This window comes from Priestia sp. FSL H7-0729 (assembly GCF_038005685.1).
GTDB lineage: Bacteria > Bacillota > Bacilli > Paenibacillales > Paenibacillaceae > Paenibacillus.
Map to the genome: position 1 here is coordinate 1 of NZ_JBBOTQ010000016.1, position 17,521 is coordinate 17,521.

The window sequence follows — 17,521 nt, forward strand, 5'->3', positions numbered from 1 at the left end:
CGCAGGGTCCTGGGAGAGTAGGACGCCGCCAAGCAATATAAGGACACACTTGATGATATCGAGTGTGTCTTTTTGTGTTACCATTTTACAGCGGAAAACAACTAACTATATAGATAAGACAGCATCCTATTTCACTTATATGAAGACACTCAGTATTAATAATTAAACTCCGGTTTAATGCTGTTACACATACTTCTGCATGATCAACTTCTGATTCTTAGCTCGTTCAGCAACCTTTCAGTTGAATTTAACGTACGTTTCAGTGGGATAGGGTATAGTGAAGCCAAGTAAAGAGGAGGAAGACCATAATGAATATATCTTCTACAGCCAGTTCCACAACATCATACATATCGACATCTTCGAATTCGGACAATGCAAGTAGCTTGGAAAAACAAAAGACGAAGCTGGAGGCTCAACTGGAGAAAGTACAATCCAGTAAGGACGATGAGAAGACAAAGGAAACGAAGACCAAACAGCTTGAACAGCAGATCAAGCAGATTGAGGCACAGATTGCACAGCAAAGCTCTGAAGGAGCCGGTACAACTGCTACGAAGGAGGCACCACCTTCCCAACCACCATCCAATGGAATGGGCGTAGCTACTCCTAAGGAGATTGCGAACGCAACAACAGATAGTAATGGCCGATTTGATATACGCATCTAATGACATCTGATTTAGGATAAAACAAAGCCCTGACCGATCTATATTGATCGTGCAGGGCTTTGTATATTTTTTTATTAGATTATTATGAGATCTATCTGCATTCTATCTACCTTCCATTTAATTACTATCTTTTAGCGTTATATGATCTGTAAATGTTATTCAGGCTGCAACGCGTTGATTCGATCCGTAAGGGATCGTTTTCTATAGTACAGGCCTATGGTAGCGAGAACCAGCATTTCGGACAGCGGTACGGCAAGCCACACCCCCGTGACACCAAAGAATGAAGGCAGGACTGCAATCAACGCAATCATGATGATCATTTCACGCGCAGCTGTGATCCAGATAGCCATTTTGGCATTACCTACAGATTGGAAATAGGTGCTCATGACAAAGTTAACACCCATAAATACATAGGCAAATGTAAATATACGTAATCCGTAAACGGCATTATCCGTTACGCCACTACTGAAGTTTCCAAAGATTTGCACGAAATAAGGTGCACCGATCTGAACAACAACCAGTAATAACAGACCACATGCGAGAGCCGTTTTGGTGGCTAAACGTATCGTTTGTTGTACCCGTTTAATCTGATTGGCACCGTGATAATAGCTAATCAATGGTTGGGCAGCGGATGCCAGACCCAGGAAAGCCAACAATACAACACCATGAATATAGTTCAACACGGTAAAGGATGCTACGCCATCCGTGCCCGCAATACGGTCCATCGAGATGTTATGGGAGACAGAGAAGACCGACATGCCAAGTTCAGCCAGAAAGCTGGGGAAACCAATGAGTAGAAGGGAAGCCAGCAGTTTGTTATTCCATTTGAACCGGGTGAACGTGAGATTAATTGTTTTTTTGAAAAAGTGAGTGAACAGGACAAGCAGCGCAAGAGAAGCCGATACGATAGTACCGATGGCCACACCGCGTACACCCCATTCGAGTACATACAATGTTACATAATTAATGACGATATTGGCCACAGCAAACGTAATCTGAGCGTACATGGACGTGTTGGGATTCCCATCGTTTCGTACAAAAACAGAAAGAGCATTCTCAATGGTGAAAACAAATCCGAACAACAACATGATATTCATATAGTCCGAAGCAAACGGGAAGGTCTCGGCGTTGGCACCGAGGGAGTATACCAGCTGGTCTTTGAATGTAAATGCAGTATATCCAATGGCTATCGTAACTAGCATAATGAGCATAATAGATTTGGTGAAAATTTGTTTGGCTGATGTGATATCTTTTCTACCCATAGCGTTGGAGTACAACGTTGCCCCGCCCATACCAATCCACAGCGACATGGCAACAAAAAGCGTGTAAACAGGTGAGGCAATGCCGATCCCGGCCATCGCGGTAGAACCCAGTTTGTGTCCAACCATAATACCATCGATAATAAAATTAAAAGCAACTACCAGCATCCCCAATACGGAAGGCACAAGGTAGCTAATAAAAGCTTTACCTACAGATTGCCCTTCCAATGGATGCGTCCAATTCGTATTCATAATGACCTCCGTTAGTAAACTGAATGTTCATTCTGTATATAATAATACTGAACGTTCGTTCTGTATGATAACACGCCATGAATTCGCTTGGCAACTTTTATGTATAAATATCGTTTATGTGTTAGTGTAGGGGGATATTTAAGTGGCGGGGGGAATCTCTTGATGAAACAAAATAAATACGATGAAGCTGAGTTTTTTAATAACTATAGTAAGATGGCTCGTTCCGTTCAAGGGCTGGATGCAGCGGGGGAGTGGCATGAACTGCAGACTCTTTTGCCTGATTTGAAGGACAAGGGTGTGCTGGATTTGGGATGTGGTTTTGGCTGGCACTGCCGGTATGCGCGGGAGCAACAAGCGAGTTCAGTGATCGGTGTAGATTTGTCTGAGAATATGCTCCAACGTGCTCGTGAGATGACGGACGATCCACAGATCCAGTATAAGCAGCTGGCGATTGAAGATATTGATTTTGCACCGGGACAATTCGACATTGTGATCAGTTCACTTGCTTTGCATTATATTGAACGGTTAGACACGGTGTATGCCAAAATCAATGACTGTCTTGTTCAAGGTGGCACGTTTGTCCTTTCCTCTGAACATCCCATCTTCACCGCTCGTGCGGCGCAGGATTGGCATTACGGACCCGAAGGTGAGATTCTTCACTGGCCCGTGGATGATTACCACGATGAAGGCAGGCGTGTGGCGAACTTTCTGAATCAGGATGTGGTCAAATATCATCGCACACTGGCAACACATATGAATGAACTCATTAAGGCCGGGTTTGCCATTCAAAAGGTGGCTGAATCCAAACCATCCCCGGAGATGATTGAACAGGTTCCTGGCATGCGAGACGAGAATCGGAGACCGATGTTTCTGATGATTGCTTCGGTTAAAGTATAACGATGAAAAATAATACGTTAGACTAGAGGGCAGAAAGAAACTGTGGAAGTGGAGCGTTCGCCTAAAAGCTTTCTGATAGAGATTTCTAACTAAGCTAACTTGAATGAATCAGTGTGTTCAGTGATATTGAACATGCTTTTTTTTTGATTTGCTACAATAATAAGAAATAATGTCCAAAAGAGGGAACCAAACGACAATAGATTCAGTCATATTAAGTGAGGTGAACAACAGTTGGATTATGAATTTCTGGCACAGGCCCAGACTATAGACAATTACACACTTAGCAGCATGATGGATGACTACGGAAATGACGTGTGGAATTACGCTTATTTTCTGACCAAAAGTGCCGAGCAGGCAGATGACTTGTCACAAGAAGTGTTTATTCGGGCTTACTCTGGGATCACACATTATCGCGGAGAGTGCTCATTGAAAACCTGGCTGTTGACGATTACTAGAAACACCACTTTTACATATCGAAAATCCAGATTTTTTCGTAGTAGTCTGTGGGGAGAGACGTTACCCATTGAGACAGAGCGTGGGGGTTCGAGCCAGAGAGTCATGATTGCAGAGCAGTCTGCACATCCTTCGGCCGAGATGGAAGTGATGCGTAAGGAGCATATCCATGAAATCTGGGATATTGTTCTGGCGTTGCCAAAGAAGTTCCGGGAGATTCTTTTGCTGAATCTGAAATACGAGCTTACGACGAGTGAGATTGCTGAGATGTTAAAAATCAGCTCAGGCACAGTCAAATCCAGACTATCCCGAGGTAAGAATAAGGTACGAAAACAATGGGAGGAGCGAAGCAAATGAGACACAAGGATGAGCAATGGGAGAAGGAGATCCGGAAGGAACCGTTTGCGTCGTCTCCTTTTACAGAGGATCACAAGCGAAAGGTGCTTCAAGAGTTGGAGTGGATGAAGAAGTTGGAAGAGGGAAGCAAAGGAGATAAGTCAGAGAGCAGGTCCAGGTTGTCCAGGCCGTTTAGACCGCAAGTGAAAAATGCTTCACACAAGCGACGCCCTAGAAAAGGGCCTCTTGTTGCCGGCACGGGTGCGTTGGTTATTGCTGCTGGATTGTTCCTATGGATCTGGGATGATGGACAGCTGGTGAAACCCGTGATCGAGCAGGTCTATCCGACAGCAGCGTTACAGTTATCCGATGGTTTGAACACGAATCTGCTAACCGATAAAATGAAAAGAAATGTTGCGACTACGATGCGAGACGATCTGGGTAAACAGTTGAAGATTACGAAAGTGCAAGACTTGCCTGTATCCGGCAGAATATATGTAGAGGCTGGAAATGAAAGTGAGAAGGAGTATGCGCAGATATGGCTCGATGCGACTACGGGCAATCTGCGTGAAGTACAGATGAGAGCTGAGATGCAAGCGAGCGAGTTGGAGCATCGCTATCTGCGCCAGGTTTCATCGCTTTTACAAAGTATAGGCAGCACTCCAACGCTTAAACCTGTATCCGTTCAACGTTATGTGAGTATGAAGCAAGGGGAGTCGGAGCCAGTATCGTATACTACATTAGCGTTAGAGAATGAGACTGGCTATGGAGAGATTGTATGGCAGCAGGACGAGGCTATATCGATCACAGGGGAATTGAGACCTGATCAAATATCTCAGACGGCGCTGGAGGATGCCAAAAAAGCGATAGAGGCGTTGTCTGGTAAGGCCAATCTTGATCTGGTAAGAGCAAGTCGGAGCAAAGATGATGAGCTTGGAAAGGATACGGTTTTTTTTGGTTTTGAGAATAACTACTTTGTGCAGATGACTGAAGGAAAAAAGGGTTTGGGTTATACCGTCGGGGATGCTAATCATTATGAGCAACAAGAAATAAGTAACATCGAAGAGATGGAGGCTTATCATGAGAAATTATATAATATCGATGAGTCTCTTCTTAGAGAAAAAGTGGGACCAGTCGTAAAAAAGATATTTAATATTGATTTTGACGCCTATAAGCTTCATAGAAATGCTGAGCAATTGGGGGTCGTCACATTTGAACTGGAATCGAGCACAGATGTTTTTCAGGTTGAATACAGGGAAGATGGACGTATTAAGATGATCACCAGAGGCGAGTTATAGGACTTGATCTTACATGGTACAATGTACTCCATAGATGGAATGAGCATAGGGAGATAACGATGAAATATTTGGTGAGTTCATGTCTGGCCGGTGTAGCTTGCCGTTACAATGGAACAGCGAGCTTGGATGAGAAGATTCAGGGGCTTGTAGAGCAGGAGCAGGCTAAGATGGTGTGTCCGGAGCTGCTTGGCGGATTTTCCACTCCACGTGAGCCAGCTGAAATTATCGGTGGCACGGGCAATGACGTACTGGCAGGCACTGCAAAAGTGATTGAGAAAAGTGGCAAGGATGTCACAGAGCTGTATATCAAGGGAGCCTATGAGACATTGGAATGGGCGCGAAAATTGAATGTGTCGTGTGTAGTATTAAAGGAGTTCAGTCCGTCTTGTGGCACACAGATGATCTATGATGGGAATTTTGTCAATCACAAGGTAACTGGAGAAGGTGTTACTTCAGCATTGCTGAGACAAGAAGGATATACCGTCATTTCTGAAAATGAATTTATGGAACTACTGTAAGGGCGAAATTTAGTATAACTTCACTAGTTTATCGCAGAAAAAAATAGAATTTGTTGTGTGTTGGAGGTTGAATAATACCATGGAACAATTGAACAGGCTGATCGACACATTCTTAAACCAATTATATAGACGTCTCGAATGTTGTGACACTAGTGATTCCGACATAATCGACGAGATAAGCAGGATTTTGCAAGTGTGGCCTAAGGTGCCGAGTTCTGGAAAACTCCCTAGCCCATCAGAATCCACTGTCACCAAATATCTGGATGCTGCTTTGAACCTTGGTGACACAGGCGCCGAATCAAGCCTGATTGCAGCGATCCGCCCCTTGGTCCCGTTCCTTGACTGGACCTTCGGTTATCCACCACATCCTCTGTATCCCAACCTAGAATCACAGGTATCTTTTGCGCAATTTATAGGACCGGAGGATCTGGGAACGGCGGACCAATTGCTTATGGGCCTTACTTTGTTAGCTCCAAAAACGTATTACCCAGCACATGTGCATCCTGCAAATGAATTATACATTCCCCTTGGTGGTACAGGAATGTGGATCAAAGGTAGCGAAGAACCCTTACCAAGAGAACCTGGGTCTGTTATTCTGCATCCAAGTGGGGTCATCCATACAACTGAATCGAAGGTAGAACCAGTCTTGGCCCTCTACATCTGGCGAGGCGACCTTATAACGTCATCAAAATTCATAATGGATCAAGAAAAGTTAAACTAAAGAGGATACTCTTTGCAAGTAATTAGTGTTCGATATCATTCATGGATAGTCGCAGAGGTGATACCCAATGCGGCTATTTTCGTGGTCGGATTACAATACTTACTTTTATAAACTAAGAAACAATAATGTGCGTACTTTTAATTTATACGCATAGATCCTAAACTAATACTTGAGATGAAATCGCTTAAACATTATTGTTCAACATAAAAAATATAAAGAGAAGGACGTGGAGATCCATGGAAGATACAACACACGCAAAGAAAAAGGAAGACATCTTGAAGGCTTATCATTTCCGGCATGCAACAAAGGTATTTGATGATACCCGCAAAATCTCAGATGAGGATTTCCAATTTATATTGGAAACAGGCAGATTATCTCCAAGTTCCATTGGTCTTGAACCGTGGAAGTTTCTGATTGTACAAAATCCGGACCTGCGTAAGCGTCTCTCCGATGTTTCTTCCGGCGCCCAAAAGCAATTGGCTACAGCAAGCCATTTTGTTGTTATTTTGGCCCGGTCCGATGCCAGTTATAATTCTCCCTATGCAGAGTACATGCTGAAGGAAACAAAGGGAATGCCGGATGAAGTATTTAAGTTAACAAGTGAGGCTTATGGAAAATTCCAAAATAACCAAAGAATTCTGGACAATCCAAGATCATTATTCGACTGGGCATCAAAACAGACGTATATTGCACTTGGTAACATGATGACGGCGGCAGCTCAGATCGAGATTGATTCCTGCCCAATTGAAGGTTTCAGCCGTGAGGCTGTCCACGGGCTGTTGGAAGAAGAGGGCTTACTGGAGAATGGCGCATGGGACGTCTCTGTGATGGCAGCCTTTGGTTATCGGGTAGAAGAGCCCACGCGTGAGAAGTCCCGACAATCGGTTGAGAAAATCACGCAATGGATTAACTGAATTTCACAGTATGAATCCAACATGAATTCAAAAATGATGATCTAAGATTTAACATCATAGAACAGGATCAAGGCAGGATCAAAACAGCCCGGTTTTTTCCACATGTGAGAAGGATGGAAAGGGCTGTTTTTCTTTTTAAAAAAGAACTTGAAAATACATAGACATCTATGTATAATGAGGTCATGCCAAAATACAACGCAATTGCACTGATTGCAAGAATCAGGGACCATGTTAACAAACGGATTGTTCACGAATTGGAACAGCATGAAGTAACAGGCATTGTACCTTCTCATGGGGATGTATTAATGTTCTTGTACCGGGAAGAGACGCTGTCGATCAAGATGTTGGCAGAACGTGTTCAACGCACGCAACCAACGGTTACTGTACTGGTCAACAAGCTGGAGAAGCTCGGTTATGTTGAACGCAGCAAGAGTGCCGAAGATAGCCGGGTGACGATGATTCGCCTTACTGAGCAGGGGAAGCGGCTCGAACCGATCTTCCATCAGGTATCAGAGCAGATTAATGACATCATCTATAGTGGCCTGTCCGATGAACAGTCGGAGCAATTGGAAAGCTTGTTGTCCATTATTGTCCGAAAGTTATAATGAATGAACTCTTCTGTCTGCAACCCTTCCAGATCTGACTGGGATGGAGGCAGAGGAGACCAAATATTTTTTTGTCCATATACATAGATGTCTATGTATGCGAGGCGTATCAATGTAACCCCATTATCGCAACCTAACTCAAACCAAACCTGGAGGGATTCACACTATGAAACATCTTATCGTATATGCTCACCCACACACAGACAGCTTGAATAACGCAATTCTCAATACTGCTGTAGAAGCTCTAGAAGCCCAAGGCCATGAAGTGGTTGTTCGTGACTTGTATAAGCTTGGATTCCAACCCGTACTGACTGAAGCTGACACAGCTTCCATGCGTGCAGGACAGACACCACAGGATATCGCGACAGAGCAACAGTTCGTTACAGATGCAGAAGCTATTACATTCATCTATCCGATCTGGTGGACAGGTCTTCCTGCCATTATGAAAGGTTATGTTGACCGTGTATTCGCCTATGGTTTTGCATATGCAGCAGGTGAAGCGGGAATCGAGAAATTGCTGACAGGCAAAAAAGGACTCATCATCAACACACATGGTACACCAAGTGAAATTTATGACCAGATTGGCATGACTGCTGGATTGAAAATAACTTCAGACGTAGGTATCTTCGATTTTGTAGGTATTGAAGCCGTAGATCATCTGCTCTTCGGTAGCATTGGATACCTGGATGCACCCGCATATCAAGCCATGTTGGATCAGGTTAAACAAACGGTAACGACCAAATTCTGATATAGATGTTGGTTCCCTATAGGGATTCCATATGATACCAGACCGACTCGATCATGAGTCGGTTTGTTTGTTTCATGTGTTTGCAAAATGCCTGAAAGGGGGTATAATCGTACCCATGGAACCTATACTTATATTCAAGGCATTATCGAACGAGACACGTAGACAAATCCTGTTGTGGCTCAAAAACCCGGAGCAACACTTCCCACCGCTGGAACTGTCTCAGCATCCGGATGGTGGCAAGAATGGAATCTGTGTTGGCACGATTCAAGTGAAGGCTGGACTGGCTCAGTCGGTTATATCCAGTTACCTGCTGACCATGCTCAAGGCAGGGCTACTGCTCTCCGAGCGAAGAGGACAATGGACGTATTATCGGCGGAACGAAGAGACGATCCGTCAGTTTGCCGAGTACGTGCAGAACGAGTTATAAGCCGGATGCCGGAACGGAAGCTAGGATGCACATGCAGGCAGGGATTCCGTCCGGATGTAAACGGCTAGTTCAGTATCACATCATCCTATCCAGTTGCGATTTAATTAATCTATATATCTGGATATACAAAAATATAATCATCGAGGAGATTAAACGATAATGACCATAGAAAATACAGCTTCATCCCATAAAGAACATATTCATGACGTTAAGCTTTCCATCCTGGATCTGGCTCCAGTCGTTGTAGGTGCAACACCAGCTGATGCTTTGCGCAACAGTCTGGATCTGGCACAGCATGCTGAGCGTTGGGGATATCACCGTTACTGGGTAGCAGAACATCACAACATGCCAGGTATTGCTTCTTCCGCAACTTCGGTCGTTATTGGATATCTGGCTGGTGGAACCAACACGATTCGTCTGGGTTCAGGAGGCATCATGCTGCCTAACCACGCACCGCTAGTTATTGCAGAGCAGTTCGGTACATTGGAGTCCCTGTATCCTGGCAGAATCGACCTGGGATTGGGTCGTGCACCTGGTAGTGACCGCCGTACATCGCTGGCACTACGCAAAGATCTGAATAGTGGGGAAGATTTCCCTGAACTTCTGGCAGAGCTTAGAGCATACTTTGATGCTTCAGCGACATCATATCATGCACCTGTTCGTGCAGTTCCCGGAGAAGGATTGAATATTCCAATCTATCTGCTCGGGTCCAGTGATTTCAGTGCACGTCTGGCAGGTCAGCTGGGATTGCCATTTGCTTTTGCCAGCCACTTCTCTCCCGATTACACCCGGATTGCACTGGAGACGTATCGAAACAACTTCCAACCATCTGACAGCTTGAAGGAACCACATGTGATTGTTGGGGTTAATGCTGTTGTTGCGGATACAGACGAGGAAGCAGCATGGTTGGGTACAACGATGCAACAGCAGTTTCTGAACATTATTCGCGGCACAACGGGATTGGTACAGCCTCCAGCAGAGATGGAAGGCAAGTGGACGGACCGTGAGAAAGCTGGTGTGGAGCAGACGCTGAAGGCGGCTGTTAACGGTTCACCAGAAACCGTACGTGGACAGTTGGAATCCTTTATTCGGCAGACGCAGGCAAATGAGCTGATTATTACGTCAATGATCTATGACCATAAGGCACGTCTACATTCGTATGAGTTAATTGCACAGTTGGCGGGCAAAGCTTAATCTTAATTTTTAGCATAAAAGCTGGCTTAACAGTAAGCTATAGATCCAAATTGACGGTTCGTCTCCCAGTGAGGCGGACCGTTTTTGAGTAGGGAAAATTTTCAAATGATTCATATGGGGCAGAAGACTCATTATGGGGTAAAATGACTTTACCGGTTTAATTTGAAACGGTTAAACAGCACCATACGTATAAATCCAAAGTGTTATACATATGTTGGCTTGTACAAGGTACTTTTTTTATTCGTGAGTAAGGGGAGTTTAGCTAGATTTACAGTTTGATTTCTAAATTAAGGATACATAAGAGAGGACGACACGCCTATGGAGCAACCTGAGCAACCCCGCGTTTGGCCGGAGCGGTTCAAGCGATTTTTTCTGAACAACAAGTTTGTCCTATTTTTGCTGATTCTGTTGTTGGTGGGACTGAACGTCATGGTTCTCACCAAAGTATCCTTTGTTCTTCATCCGCTCGCAGTACTCATCAAAACCATTGTGTTACCTATTATTCTGTCAGGCATACTCTATTATCTGCTGAATCCGATTGTGGATGTGATGGAGAAGTGGAAAATTAAGCGCGGCTGGTCCATTCTGATCCTGTATCTTGCGATTGGAGGCATTCTGACCGTCGTAGTGCTGGCAGTCATTCCGGTTGTACGGAACCAGATTATGGGGCTGATCGAAAATTTCCCAACATACAGCGAGACGGTAAAACAGCAGTTTGAAGAACTCACGGGTAGCCAACTGTTCAGTCAGTTCCAGGAAACGGTGAATCTGAATTCGCAGGACTGGTGGGGAACAATCTCCCAGAAGGCTACTGAAATTCTGAACTCGACCTGGACCAAATTGGGCGGATTCCTCGGCGCTTTCACGGAGACCGTGTTGTCTATCGTAACGGTTCCGTTCATCCTGTTCTATCTGCTGAAAGACGGCAAGAAGCTGCCGGCGAAAATTCTGTCTTTCCTGCCAATCAAGAGTCGTACGGGTGCAATGCATGTGCTGGAAGACATCAATCACCAGATCAGTTCATTCATCCGTGGACAGATTATCGTCAGCTTCTGCATCGGTATTCTGCTCTACATCGGATATATGGTCATTGGTCTGGATTATGCGCTGATTCTTGCCATTATCGCATCATTCACGAGTGTTGTTCCGTACTTGGGACCTGCAATTGCGATTACACCTGCGTTAATCGTGGCACTCGTCACTTCGCCGGTGATGCTGCTGAAGATGGTTGCCGTATGGACAATCGTGCAGTTAATCGAAGGTAAATTCATCTCACCACAGATCATGGGCAAAACGCTGAAGATTCATCCCATCACGATTATCTTTGTCATCCTGACTTCGGGTAATCTGTTCGGAGTCGTAGGCATTCTGCTCGCTGTTCCAGGATACGCGGTGCTGAAAGTATGTGTATCGCATATCTTCAATTGGTTCAAGGACAGATCCGGCCTGTACGATCCGAACAAGAACAATCTGTTATAACCGAAGCGGCAAGCTTCTAATGGATTGATAATCAGAAGGAATAGTCACTTTGTTATCCTGTACAAAACGGTACCCTTACCAAGAAGAACCCCCGCCCATCGGCATATAGCCGTCAGGCGGGGGTTCTTCTGCATGAACAAGCTTGGCGGATGCCTAGCTGTGTTTAATATGCTGGAGCGTTTGCAGGAAAATCTGCTCAATATGAGCATCATCAAGAGAGTAGTAGACGGTCTTGCCTTCCTTGCGCCGCTTGACGATCCGCATGTTGCGGAGTGAACGCAGCTGGTGTGAAATGGCCGACTGTCCCATGTCGAGCAGAACCGTCAGGTCATGCACACATAATTCCTTCTGTAACAGCGCATCAATAATACGTAGACGTGTTGGATCGCTGAATGCCTTGAACCAATCTGCCATCTCGGAAGAGGTCTCCCGATCTATGAGTGAAGTGCGAATGGTCTGCACGTCCGCTTCAGTACCTGAGCAGGCTGCATCACATTCGCTTGGTGCTTTAACCGGTTGTTCCATTTCCTATCACCGCCTATGTTAACAACTATAGTTCTATTATATCCAAAAACGGTCTAAAGCGAAATAATTACTATTAGCATAGTCTGTATAAAAAATCAACAACGATTGTTGACACTCATGTTTGGGCGTGCATATAATAGGGGTAACTAAACATATGAATGAATGCTCATATATTGAATGTAGTTGGATGAAAACATTGTTTTTGTACTGCAAAGGGGAGAATTCACATGGGAACCGGACAGGAACAGGTGAAAAGGGAACTGCTGCTTGATGGGTTGGACTGTGCGAACTGCGCATTAAAGATCGAGAACGGCGTCAAAAAAATTAAGGGCATTAACGAATGCTCCGTCAATTTTGTTACCAAAACATTATCACTACACACCACTTCAGATATGGATGAACAGGTAGTGGAAGAAGCGAAGCGCAAAGTGCTTCGGCTGGAGCCTCATATTCGCATCTCGGAAAAAGGAAAAAAGGTAAACGGACATGTACACACCCATACAGGGAGTGCGTCTGATTCACACGAACACGGTCATGACCATGCCGGACATGATCATGGACATTCACATGCACATGGACATGGAGATCACTCGCATACTCATGATCATGGTGATTCGCAGGGCCATGCACACGAACACGGAAGTCATGCTGGACATAATCACGATCACAGCCATACCCATGATCACGATGCTCATGCAGGACATTCGCATGAACATGGTGCAGGCCAGACCAAAGTATTGCTTGCTCGTCTTGCTGCCGGTTCTGTGTTGCTCGCAGCTGCGATCTGGTCGCCGTTGGAGGGTTGGGCACAGTTTACTCTCTATGCGCTCGCGTATCTGATTGCCGGGGGAGATATCGTGCTCCAGGCATCCAAAAACATCATCCGTGGTCAGGTGTTTGATGAATACTTCCTCATGTCCGTCGCTACCTTGGGTGCATTTGCTATTGGTGAGTATCCTGAGGGGGTAGCGGTCATGCTGTTCTATCAGCTCGGGGAGCTGTTTCAGGGCATGGCGGTTAATCGGTCACGTAAGTCGATTCAGTCCCTGATGGACATCCGCCCGGACTACGCCAATATTTTAACGGGTTCGGGTGACGAGACACGGCGTGTATCTCCGGAAGACGTACGGATCGGTGATCGTATTGTCGTGAAGGCAGGAGAGCGAGTACCGCTGGATGGTATCGTTCAAACTGGGCGTTCCATGGTGGACACTTCTGCCCTGACAGGTGAATCGGTACCTCGTGAGCTGGAGCCCGGAAGTGATGCACTTAGTGGATTTGTAAACAAAAACGGGATGTTGACCATTGAAGTAACCAAAACGTTTGGTGAATCAACGGTATCCAAAATTTTGGATTTGGTGCAGAATGCAAGCAGTCGGAAGGCGAAAACAGAGCATTTTATTAGTAAATTTGCCCGTTATTACACACCGGTTGTGGTCATCCTTGCAGCCCTGATTGCCTTTGTTCCGCCGTTGATCCTTAGTGGTGCAACATTTGCCGATTGGATTTATCGTGCCTTGGTCTTCCTGGTCATCTCATGCCCCTGTGCGCTGGTTGTCTCTATTCCACTTGGATTCTTCGGTGGTATCGGAGCGGCTTCACGTAACGGGATTCTTGTCAAAGGCAGTAATTATCTTGAAGCATTGAACGATGTGAAAGTGGTTGTTTTCGATAAAACGGGTACACTAACCAAAGGTGTATTCAAAGTAACAGCCATTCGCCCCGAAGGCGGACGCACGGATGAAGAACTAATGAAGCTGGCAGCCATTGCCGAAGCCAATTCCAATCATCCGATTGCCGAATCCATTCGTGCAGTTTGGGCCAAAGCGATTCCCGCGCAAGGTGTGGAAGGTTATGATGAAGTTGCTGGACATGGGATCAAGGTAAGCGTGGATGGTCGGGAAGTGCTCGCAGGCAACGCTAAATTAATGAAGCAGGCTGGTATAACCTATACCACACCAGAGACGGCCGGAACGATAGTGCATGTTGCTGAAGCTGGCACGTATGTTGGTCATCTGATCATTGCCGATGAAGTGAAGGACGATGCAGCAGCTGCTATTCAGGCGCTGAAGAAGCTTGGCATCCGCAAAACGGTCATGCTGACAGGAGATGCCAAAGCCGTGGGTGAAGCGGTAGGACGCGAGCTGGGTGTGGATGAGGTCTATGCTGAATTGCTGCCACAGGATAAAGTCGAACGACTGGAGCAATTGGAAGCGGCCAAATCTCCGAAGGAAAAAATGGTGTTTGTCGGTGATGGTATTAACGATACACCTGTGCTGGCACGCGCTGACGTGGGCGTGGCAATGGGTGGACTTGGCTCGGATGCCGCGATTGAAGCGGCAGATGTGGTCATCATGACCGATGAACCGTCCAAACTTGCGAGCGCAATCCGCATTGCAAAGCGAACACGCATGATTGTATGGCAAAATATCGCGTTTGCTCTGGGCGTTAAGGCGATCTTCCTGCTACTCGGTGTGTTCGGCATAGCTACCATGTGGGAAGCAGTATTCTCTGATGTGGGTGTCACTGTGCTTGCTGTCCTGAACGCCATGCGTGTACTTCGTGTGAAGGATATCTAAGTTTACGAAACGATTCAGGCGGCTCTTCGTATATACGTAGAGCCGTTTTTATATTTTTATGTAGATAAGTCTAACTGGACATTTACACGAGAACGGAGAGGACAGAGATAACCTGAAAGGTTATTCTTTCATCGAAGTGCCAGTGTAAGCAGGTCTATACAAGACAACAGAGAAGGGGAGAACGTTTTGACAGGAGCAGTAGTAGGGATCATTATTGGTGTGTGTTATTTCATTCTGGGATTAATGGTGTTCAAAAAACCACCGAAAATGATTAACGGGATATATGGGTATCGCACCCCGCGTGCAATGAGTAATCCCGAGTTGTGGGACGAAGCGCAAAGTTATAGTGCCAATCTGATGATGCAATTCGGTGTGATTATCACAATATTCGGCATTATCGGTTTCTGGCTGACAGATGTACGAGCTTTGGTACTGAGTCTGGTTGCTACAGGGTTCTATACGTTCAGACTATTTACCAGAGTGGAAGGCCGTTTGAAGCAAATGCAGCGTGCTCAACAGCAACAGAATGAGCAGGACGTTTAAGGTAAGATGAATGAATAAGTTTACAGAGGAAGACTCGCGAGTGAAGCGGGTCTTTTTTTGTTGAAATTGGAGAAGCGAACACGCTGTTAAACTCACCAAGACTACAGGTGTTAAATCTAACGTTGACGTTAACGTTAATATTATATATAATTATGTACATAACATTATAGACATATGAGAGAGGTGAGGGAAATGAGTTTATATAAAATCGATGACGTAGCCAAGGAATGTGGTTTGACCAAGCGAACCATTCGGTATTATGAAGAGATTGGTGTCATGCCTTCACCTCAGCGGACAGATGGCGGCACGCGGTTATACACTCGGGAGGATATTGATTATCTGAAGAAGGTGGTTCGCGCCAAAGAGGTACTTGGATTCTCTCTTCAGGAGCTACATACCTATGTGGCAACAGCAGATGCGCTGAACGAACAACGTTTTGACTACCAGCAGACGACGGAAGTGAGAGAGAGGATTGAGAAGCTCACTACGATGGAAACAACACTGGATGGTCAGCTGGAACTGATTGAGCAGAAGCTTCAGAGCATACATGCCGTACAGACTGAACTGGAAGAGCTGCGTGAACGCGTTCGGAGCGGTATTCAGAAGTTACAGGCACATGATCCGCAAAATGATGAAGACGGCTAACCGAATTAGCATCTAATATTTAATAAACAAAACTGTATTCACATAATCGCTACATGGAGTGAGCACCATAGTACCTGTGGCGATCCCGTACAAACACCGGAAGTTCCGGTGTCATTTGTGCCGTTTTGTTACCTCAAATTCTGAAAATGTATAGAATGTTTTCATTCTTTTCACGTCATTTTCAAATATAAAGCTTAACCACATAAATTATTCACAGGAGGAATTATGTATGAAAAGAGAGCCATCATTACCGGACGAATTGCCGTCATCCCGCGGGGGCTTGCTGTCTCAACCGAGAGCGGTATGGGCCGTCGCCTTTGCATGTATCATATCCTTTATGGGTCTGGGTCTGGTTGACCCGATCTTGCCCGCAATTGCAGACCAGCTGCATGCTTCCAAAAGCCAGGTGTCGCTGCTTTTTACCAGCTATAACGCTGTAACCGGGGTAGCGATGCTGATTACGGGTGTCGTATCCAGCCGGATCGGTGTGAAATGGACGCTGCTTAGCGGCATATTGCTGATTATTATCTTCTCGTTCCTCGGCGGTACGTCAGACACGGTAGGTGCACTGGTCGGTTACCGTGGCGGTTGGGGACTGGGTAATGCCTTGTTCATCGCAACGGCGTTATCTGCCATTGTGGGACTGTCCACATCGGGGACAGCCAAGGCCATTATTTTGTACGAAGCAGCACTTGGTCTCGGGATTGCAGTTGGTCCGCTGCTTGGTGGGGAGCTGGGTTCCATCTCTTGGCGTGGCCCGTTCTATGGGGTAGCTGTTCTGATGGCAATTGCTTTTATCAGCATTACATTTATGTTGCCCAAAATGGCCAAACCGAAAACACGCAGTTCGTTGTCCGATCCGTTCAAAGCATTAAGTTATCCTTCACTGAAAACATTGGCGATTACGGCCTTCCTGTATAACTTTGGATTCTTTACTTTGATGGCTTATTCACCTTATGTCATGAATCTGGATGAACACGGCTTGGGTTATGTATTCTTTGGCTGGGGACTAATGTTGGCCATTACGTCGGTATTTGTTGCTCCAAGACTACAGCGCCGATTCGGTTCGGTGCCGTCCATGAGTGTCATGCTGACATTGTTCGCGATTGATCTGGTTGTTATGGCCATTGGTACAGTGATGGGTTCACCAACCACCGTTATTGTGGCTGTCATTGTGGCAGGGATCTTCCTTGGGATTAACAACACATTGATTACAACGGCTGTTATGGAAGCTGCACCTGTGGAGCGTTCGGTTGCTTCTGCTGCATACAGCTTCGTTCGCTTCTTGGGTGGTGCACTCGCTCCATGGCTTGCAGGTAAATTGTCCGAGTGGTTCCTGCCAGAAACACCGTTTTATTTTGGGGCATTAATGGTTCTTATTGGTGTCGTGGTACTGTTAGTACGCCGTCGTCACCTGCGGGATATTGATTCCGCCATTACATCGCATTAATTCAGAGGGGGATTTG

Annotated in this window: 18 protein-coding genes; 16 read left to right on the forward strand and 2 right to left on the reverse strand. The window is 45.7% G+C overall.

Annotation, left to right across the window (positions count from 1 at the left end; genetic code table 11):
* The first annotated feature begins 308 nt into the window (after window positions 1-308).
* The gene (locus MHH93_RS24400; protein ID WP_500056128.1) at window positions 309-662 is read left to right on the forward strand and encodes a FlxA-like family protein; all 354 of its coding nucleotides are present in this window, start codon (window positions 309-311) and stop codon (window positions 660-662) included.
* 155 nt (window positions 663-817) lie between these two features.
* Here the strand turns inward: MHH93_RS24400 and MHH93_RS24405 are convergent, their stop codons facing one another.
* Window positions 818-2,173: an MATE family efflux transporter gene (locus tag MHH93_RS24405; protein ID WP_500056129.1), complete on the reverse strand. Its 1,356-nt coding sequence runs from the start codon at window positions 2,171-2,173 to the stop codon at window positions 818-820.
* Between the two features lie 162 nt (window positions 2,174-2,335).
* Between MHH93_RS24405 and MHH93_RS24410 the strand changes: the two genes are divergently transcribed.
* From MHH93_RS24410 to MHH93_RS24460, 11 genes are all read left to right on the forward strand, one after another.
* The gene (locus tag MHH93_RS24410; RefSeq protein WP_500056130.1) at window positions 2,336-3,070 is read left to right on the forward strand and encodes a class I SAM-dependent methyltransferase; all 735 of its coding nucleotides are present in this window, start codon (window positions 2,336-2,338) and stop codon (window positions 3,068-3,070) included.
* 231 nt (window positions 3,071-3,301) lie between these two features.
* On the forward strand, window positions 3,302-3,880 hold the full coding sequence (locus MHH93_RS24415) for an RNA polymerase sigma factor (protein ID WP_500056131.1): 579 nt from the start codon (window positions 3,302-3,304) through the stop codon (window positions 3,878-3,880).
* The gene (locus MHH93_RS24420; protein WP_500056132.1) at window positions 3,877-5,157 is read left to right on the forward strand and encodes a hypothetical protein; all 1,281 of its coding nucleotides are present in this window, start codon (window positions 3,877-3,879) and stop codon (window positions 5,155-5,157) included. The genes MHH93_RS24415 and MHH93_RS24420 overlap by 4 nt, the downstream gene beginning before the upstream one ends.
* Before the next feature lie 59 nt (window positions 5,158-5,216).
* Entirely contained in the window at window positions 5,217-5,675 is a 459-nt protein-coding gene (locus MHH93_RS24425; RefSeq protein ID WP_500056133.1) for a 2-thiouracil desulfurase family protein, read from the forward strand.
* 79 nt (window positions 5,676-5,754) lie between these two features.
* Window positions 5,755-6,396 (forward strand): dimethylsulfonioproprionate lyase family protein, encoded by a 642-nt coding sequence (locus MHH93_RS24430; RefSeq protein WP_500056134.1) that lies wholly within the window; start codon window positions 5,755-5,757, stop codon window positions 6,394-6,396.
* Window positions 6,397-6,632: 236 nt separating this feature from the next.
* Window positions 6,633-7,310, forward strand: coding sequence for an NAD(P)H-dependent oxidoreductase (locus MHH93_RS24435; protein WP_500056135.1), 678 nt, complete (start codon window positions 6,633-6,635; stop codon window positions 7,308-7,310).
* Between the two features lie 182 nt (window positions 7,311-7,492).
* A complete protein-coding gene (locus MHH93_RS24440; RefSeq protein WP_091018819.1) occupies window positions 7,493-7,915 on the forward strand; it encodes a MarR family winged helix-turn-helix transcriptional regulator in 423 nt (140 codons plus the stop codon).
* A gap of 166 nt (window positions 7,916-8,081) precedes the next feature.
* On the forward strand, window positions 8,082-8,663 hold the full coding sequence (locus tag MHH93_RS24445) for an NAD(P)H-dependent oxidoreductase (RefSeq protein ID WP_310342921.1): 582 nt from the start codon (window positions 8,082-8,084) through the stop codon (window positions 8,661-8,663).
* A 115-nt stretch (window positions 8,664-8,778) separates the two neighbouring features.
* Window positions 8,779-9,090: an ArsR/SmtB family transcription factor gene (locus tag MHH93_RS24450; protein ID WP_036668255.1), complete on the forward strand. Its 312-nt coding sequence runs from the start codon at window positions 8,779-8,781 to the stop codon at window positions 9,088-9,090.
* 159 nt (window positions 9,091-9,249) lie between these two features.
* On the forward strand, window positions 9,250-10,284 hold the full coding sequence (locus tag MHH93_RS24455; protein WP_500056136.1) for an LLM class flavin-dependent oxidoreductase: 1,035 nt from the start codon (window positions 9,250-9,252) through the stop codon (window positions 10,282-10,284).
* 318 nt (window positions 10,285-10,602) lie between these two features.
* On the forward strand, window positions 10,603-11,763 hold the full coding sequence (locus tag MHH93_RS24460) for an AI-2E family transporter (protein ID WP_500056137.1): 1,161 nt from the start codon (window positions 10,603-10,605) through the stop codon (window positions 11,761-11,763).
* Between the two features lie 153 nt (window positions 11,764-11,916).
* Here MHH93_RS24460 and MHH93_RS24465 read toward each other — a convergent pair whose 3' ends face one another.
* Window positions 11,917-12,288, reverse strand: coding sequence for an ArsR/SmtB family transcription factor (locus tag MHH93_RS24465; RefSeq protein ID WP_036614212.1), 372 nt, complete (start codon window positions 12,286-12,288; stop codon window positions 11,917-11,919).
* Window positions 12,289-12,515: 227 nt separating this feature from the next.
* On the opposite strand from MHH93_RS24465, the gene MHH93_RS24470 reads away from it, so the two are divergent.
* The 4 genes from MHH93_RS24470 to MHH93_RS24485 all read left to right on the forward strand — a co-directional run bounded on the left by MHH93_RS24470 (window position 12,516) and on the right by MHH93_RS24485 (window position 17,505).
* A complete protein-coding gene (locus MHH93_RS24470) occupies window positions 12,516-14,867 on the forward strand; it encodes a heavy metal translocating P-type ATPase (RefSeq protein ID WP_500056138.1) in 2,352 nt (783 codons plus the stop codon).
* A gap of 186 nt (window positions 14,868-15,053) precedes the next feature.
* Entirely contained in the window at window positions 15,054-15,410 is a 357-nt protein-coding gene (locus tag MHH93_RS24475) for an SdpI family protein (protein ID WP_500056139.1), read from the forward strand.
* A gap of 192 nt (window positions 15,411-15,602) precedes the next feature.
* Window positions 15,603-16,055: a MerR family transcriptional regulator gene (locus MHH93_RS24480; protein WP_500056140.1), complete on the forward strand. Its 453-nt coding sequence runs from the start codon at window positions 15,603-15,605 to the stop codon at window positions 16,053-16,055.
* 229 nt (window positions 16,056-16,284) lie between these two features.
* On the forward strand, window positions 16,285-17,505 hold the full coding sequence (locus MHH93_RS24485; protein ID WP_500056141.1) for an MFS transporter: 1,221 nt from the start codon (window positions 16,285-16,287) through the stop codon (window positions 17,503-17,505).
* Window positions 17,506-17,521: the final 16 nt, after the last annotated feature.

Coding starts and splice junctions, on each gene's coding strand:
- MHH93_RS24400 (WP_500056128.1), top strand. CDS start 309: ATGAATATATCTTCTACAGCCAGTTCCACAACATCATACATATCGACA.
- MHH93_RS24405 (WP_500056129.1), bottom strand. CDS start 2,173: ATGAATACGAATTGGACGCATCCATTGGAAGGGCAATCTGTAGGTAAA.
- MHH93_RS24410 (WP_500056130.1), top strand. CDS start 2,336: ATGAAACAAAATAAATACGATGAAGCTGAGTTTTTTAATAACTATAGT.
- MHH93_RS24420 (WP_500056132.1), top strand. CDS start 3,877: ATGAGACACAAGGATGAGCAATGGGAGAAGGAGATCCGGAAGGAACCG.
- MHH93_RS24425 (WP_500056133.1), top strand. CDS start 5,217: ATGAAATATTTGGTGAGTTCATGTCTGGCCGGTGTAGCTTGCCGTTAC.
- MHH93_RS24430 (WP_500056134.1), top strand. CDS start 5,755: ATGGAACAATTGAACAGGCTGATCGACACATTCTTAAACCAATTATAT.
- MHH93_RS24435 (WP_500056135.1), top strand. CDS start 6,633: ATGGAAGATACAACACACGCAAAGAAAAAGGAAGACATCTTGAAGGCT.
- MHH93_RS24440 (WP_091018819.1), top strand. CDS start 7,493: ATGCCAAAATACAACGCAATTGCACTGATTGCAAGAATCAGGGACCAT.
- MHH93_RS24445 (WP_310342921.1), top strand. CDS start 8,082: ATGAAACATCTTATCGTATATGCTCACCCACACACAGACAGCTTGAAT.
- MHH93_RS24450 (WP_036668255.1), top strand. CDS start 8,779: ATGGAACCTATACTTATATTCAAGGCATTATCGAACGAGACACGTAGA.
- MHH93_RS24455 (WP_500056136.1), top strand. CDS start 9,250: ATGACCATAGAAAATACAGCTTCATCCCATAAAGAACATATTCATGAC.
- MHH93_RS24460 (WP_500056137.1), top strand. CDS start 10,603: ATGGAGCAACCTGAGCAACCCCGCGTTTGGCCGGAGCGGTTCAAGCGA.
- MHH93_RS24465 (WP_036614212.1), bottom strand. CDS start 12,288: ATGGAACAACCGGTTAAAGCACCAAGCGAATGTGATGCAGCCTGCTCA.
- MHH93_RS24470 (WP_500056138.1), top strand. CDS start 12,516: ATGGGAACCGGACAGGAACAGGTGAAAAGGGAACTGCTGCTTGATGGG.
- MHH93_RS24480 (WP_500056140.1), top strand. CDS start 15,603: ATGAGTTTATATAAAATCGATGACGTAGCCAAGGAATGTGGTTTGACC.
- MHH93_RS24485 (WP_500056141.1), top strand. CDS start 16,285: ATGAAAAGAGAGCCATCATTACCGGACGAATTGCCGTCATCCCGCGGG.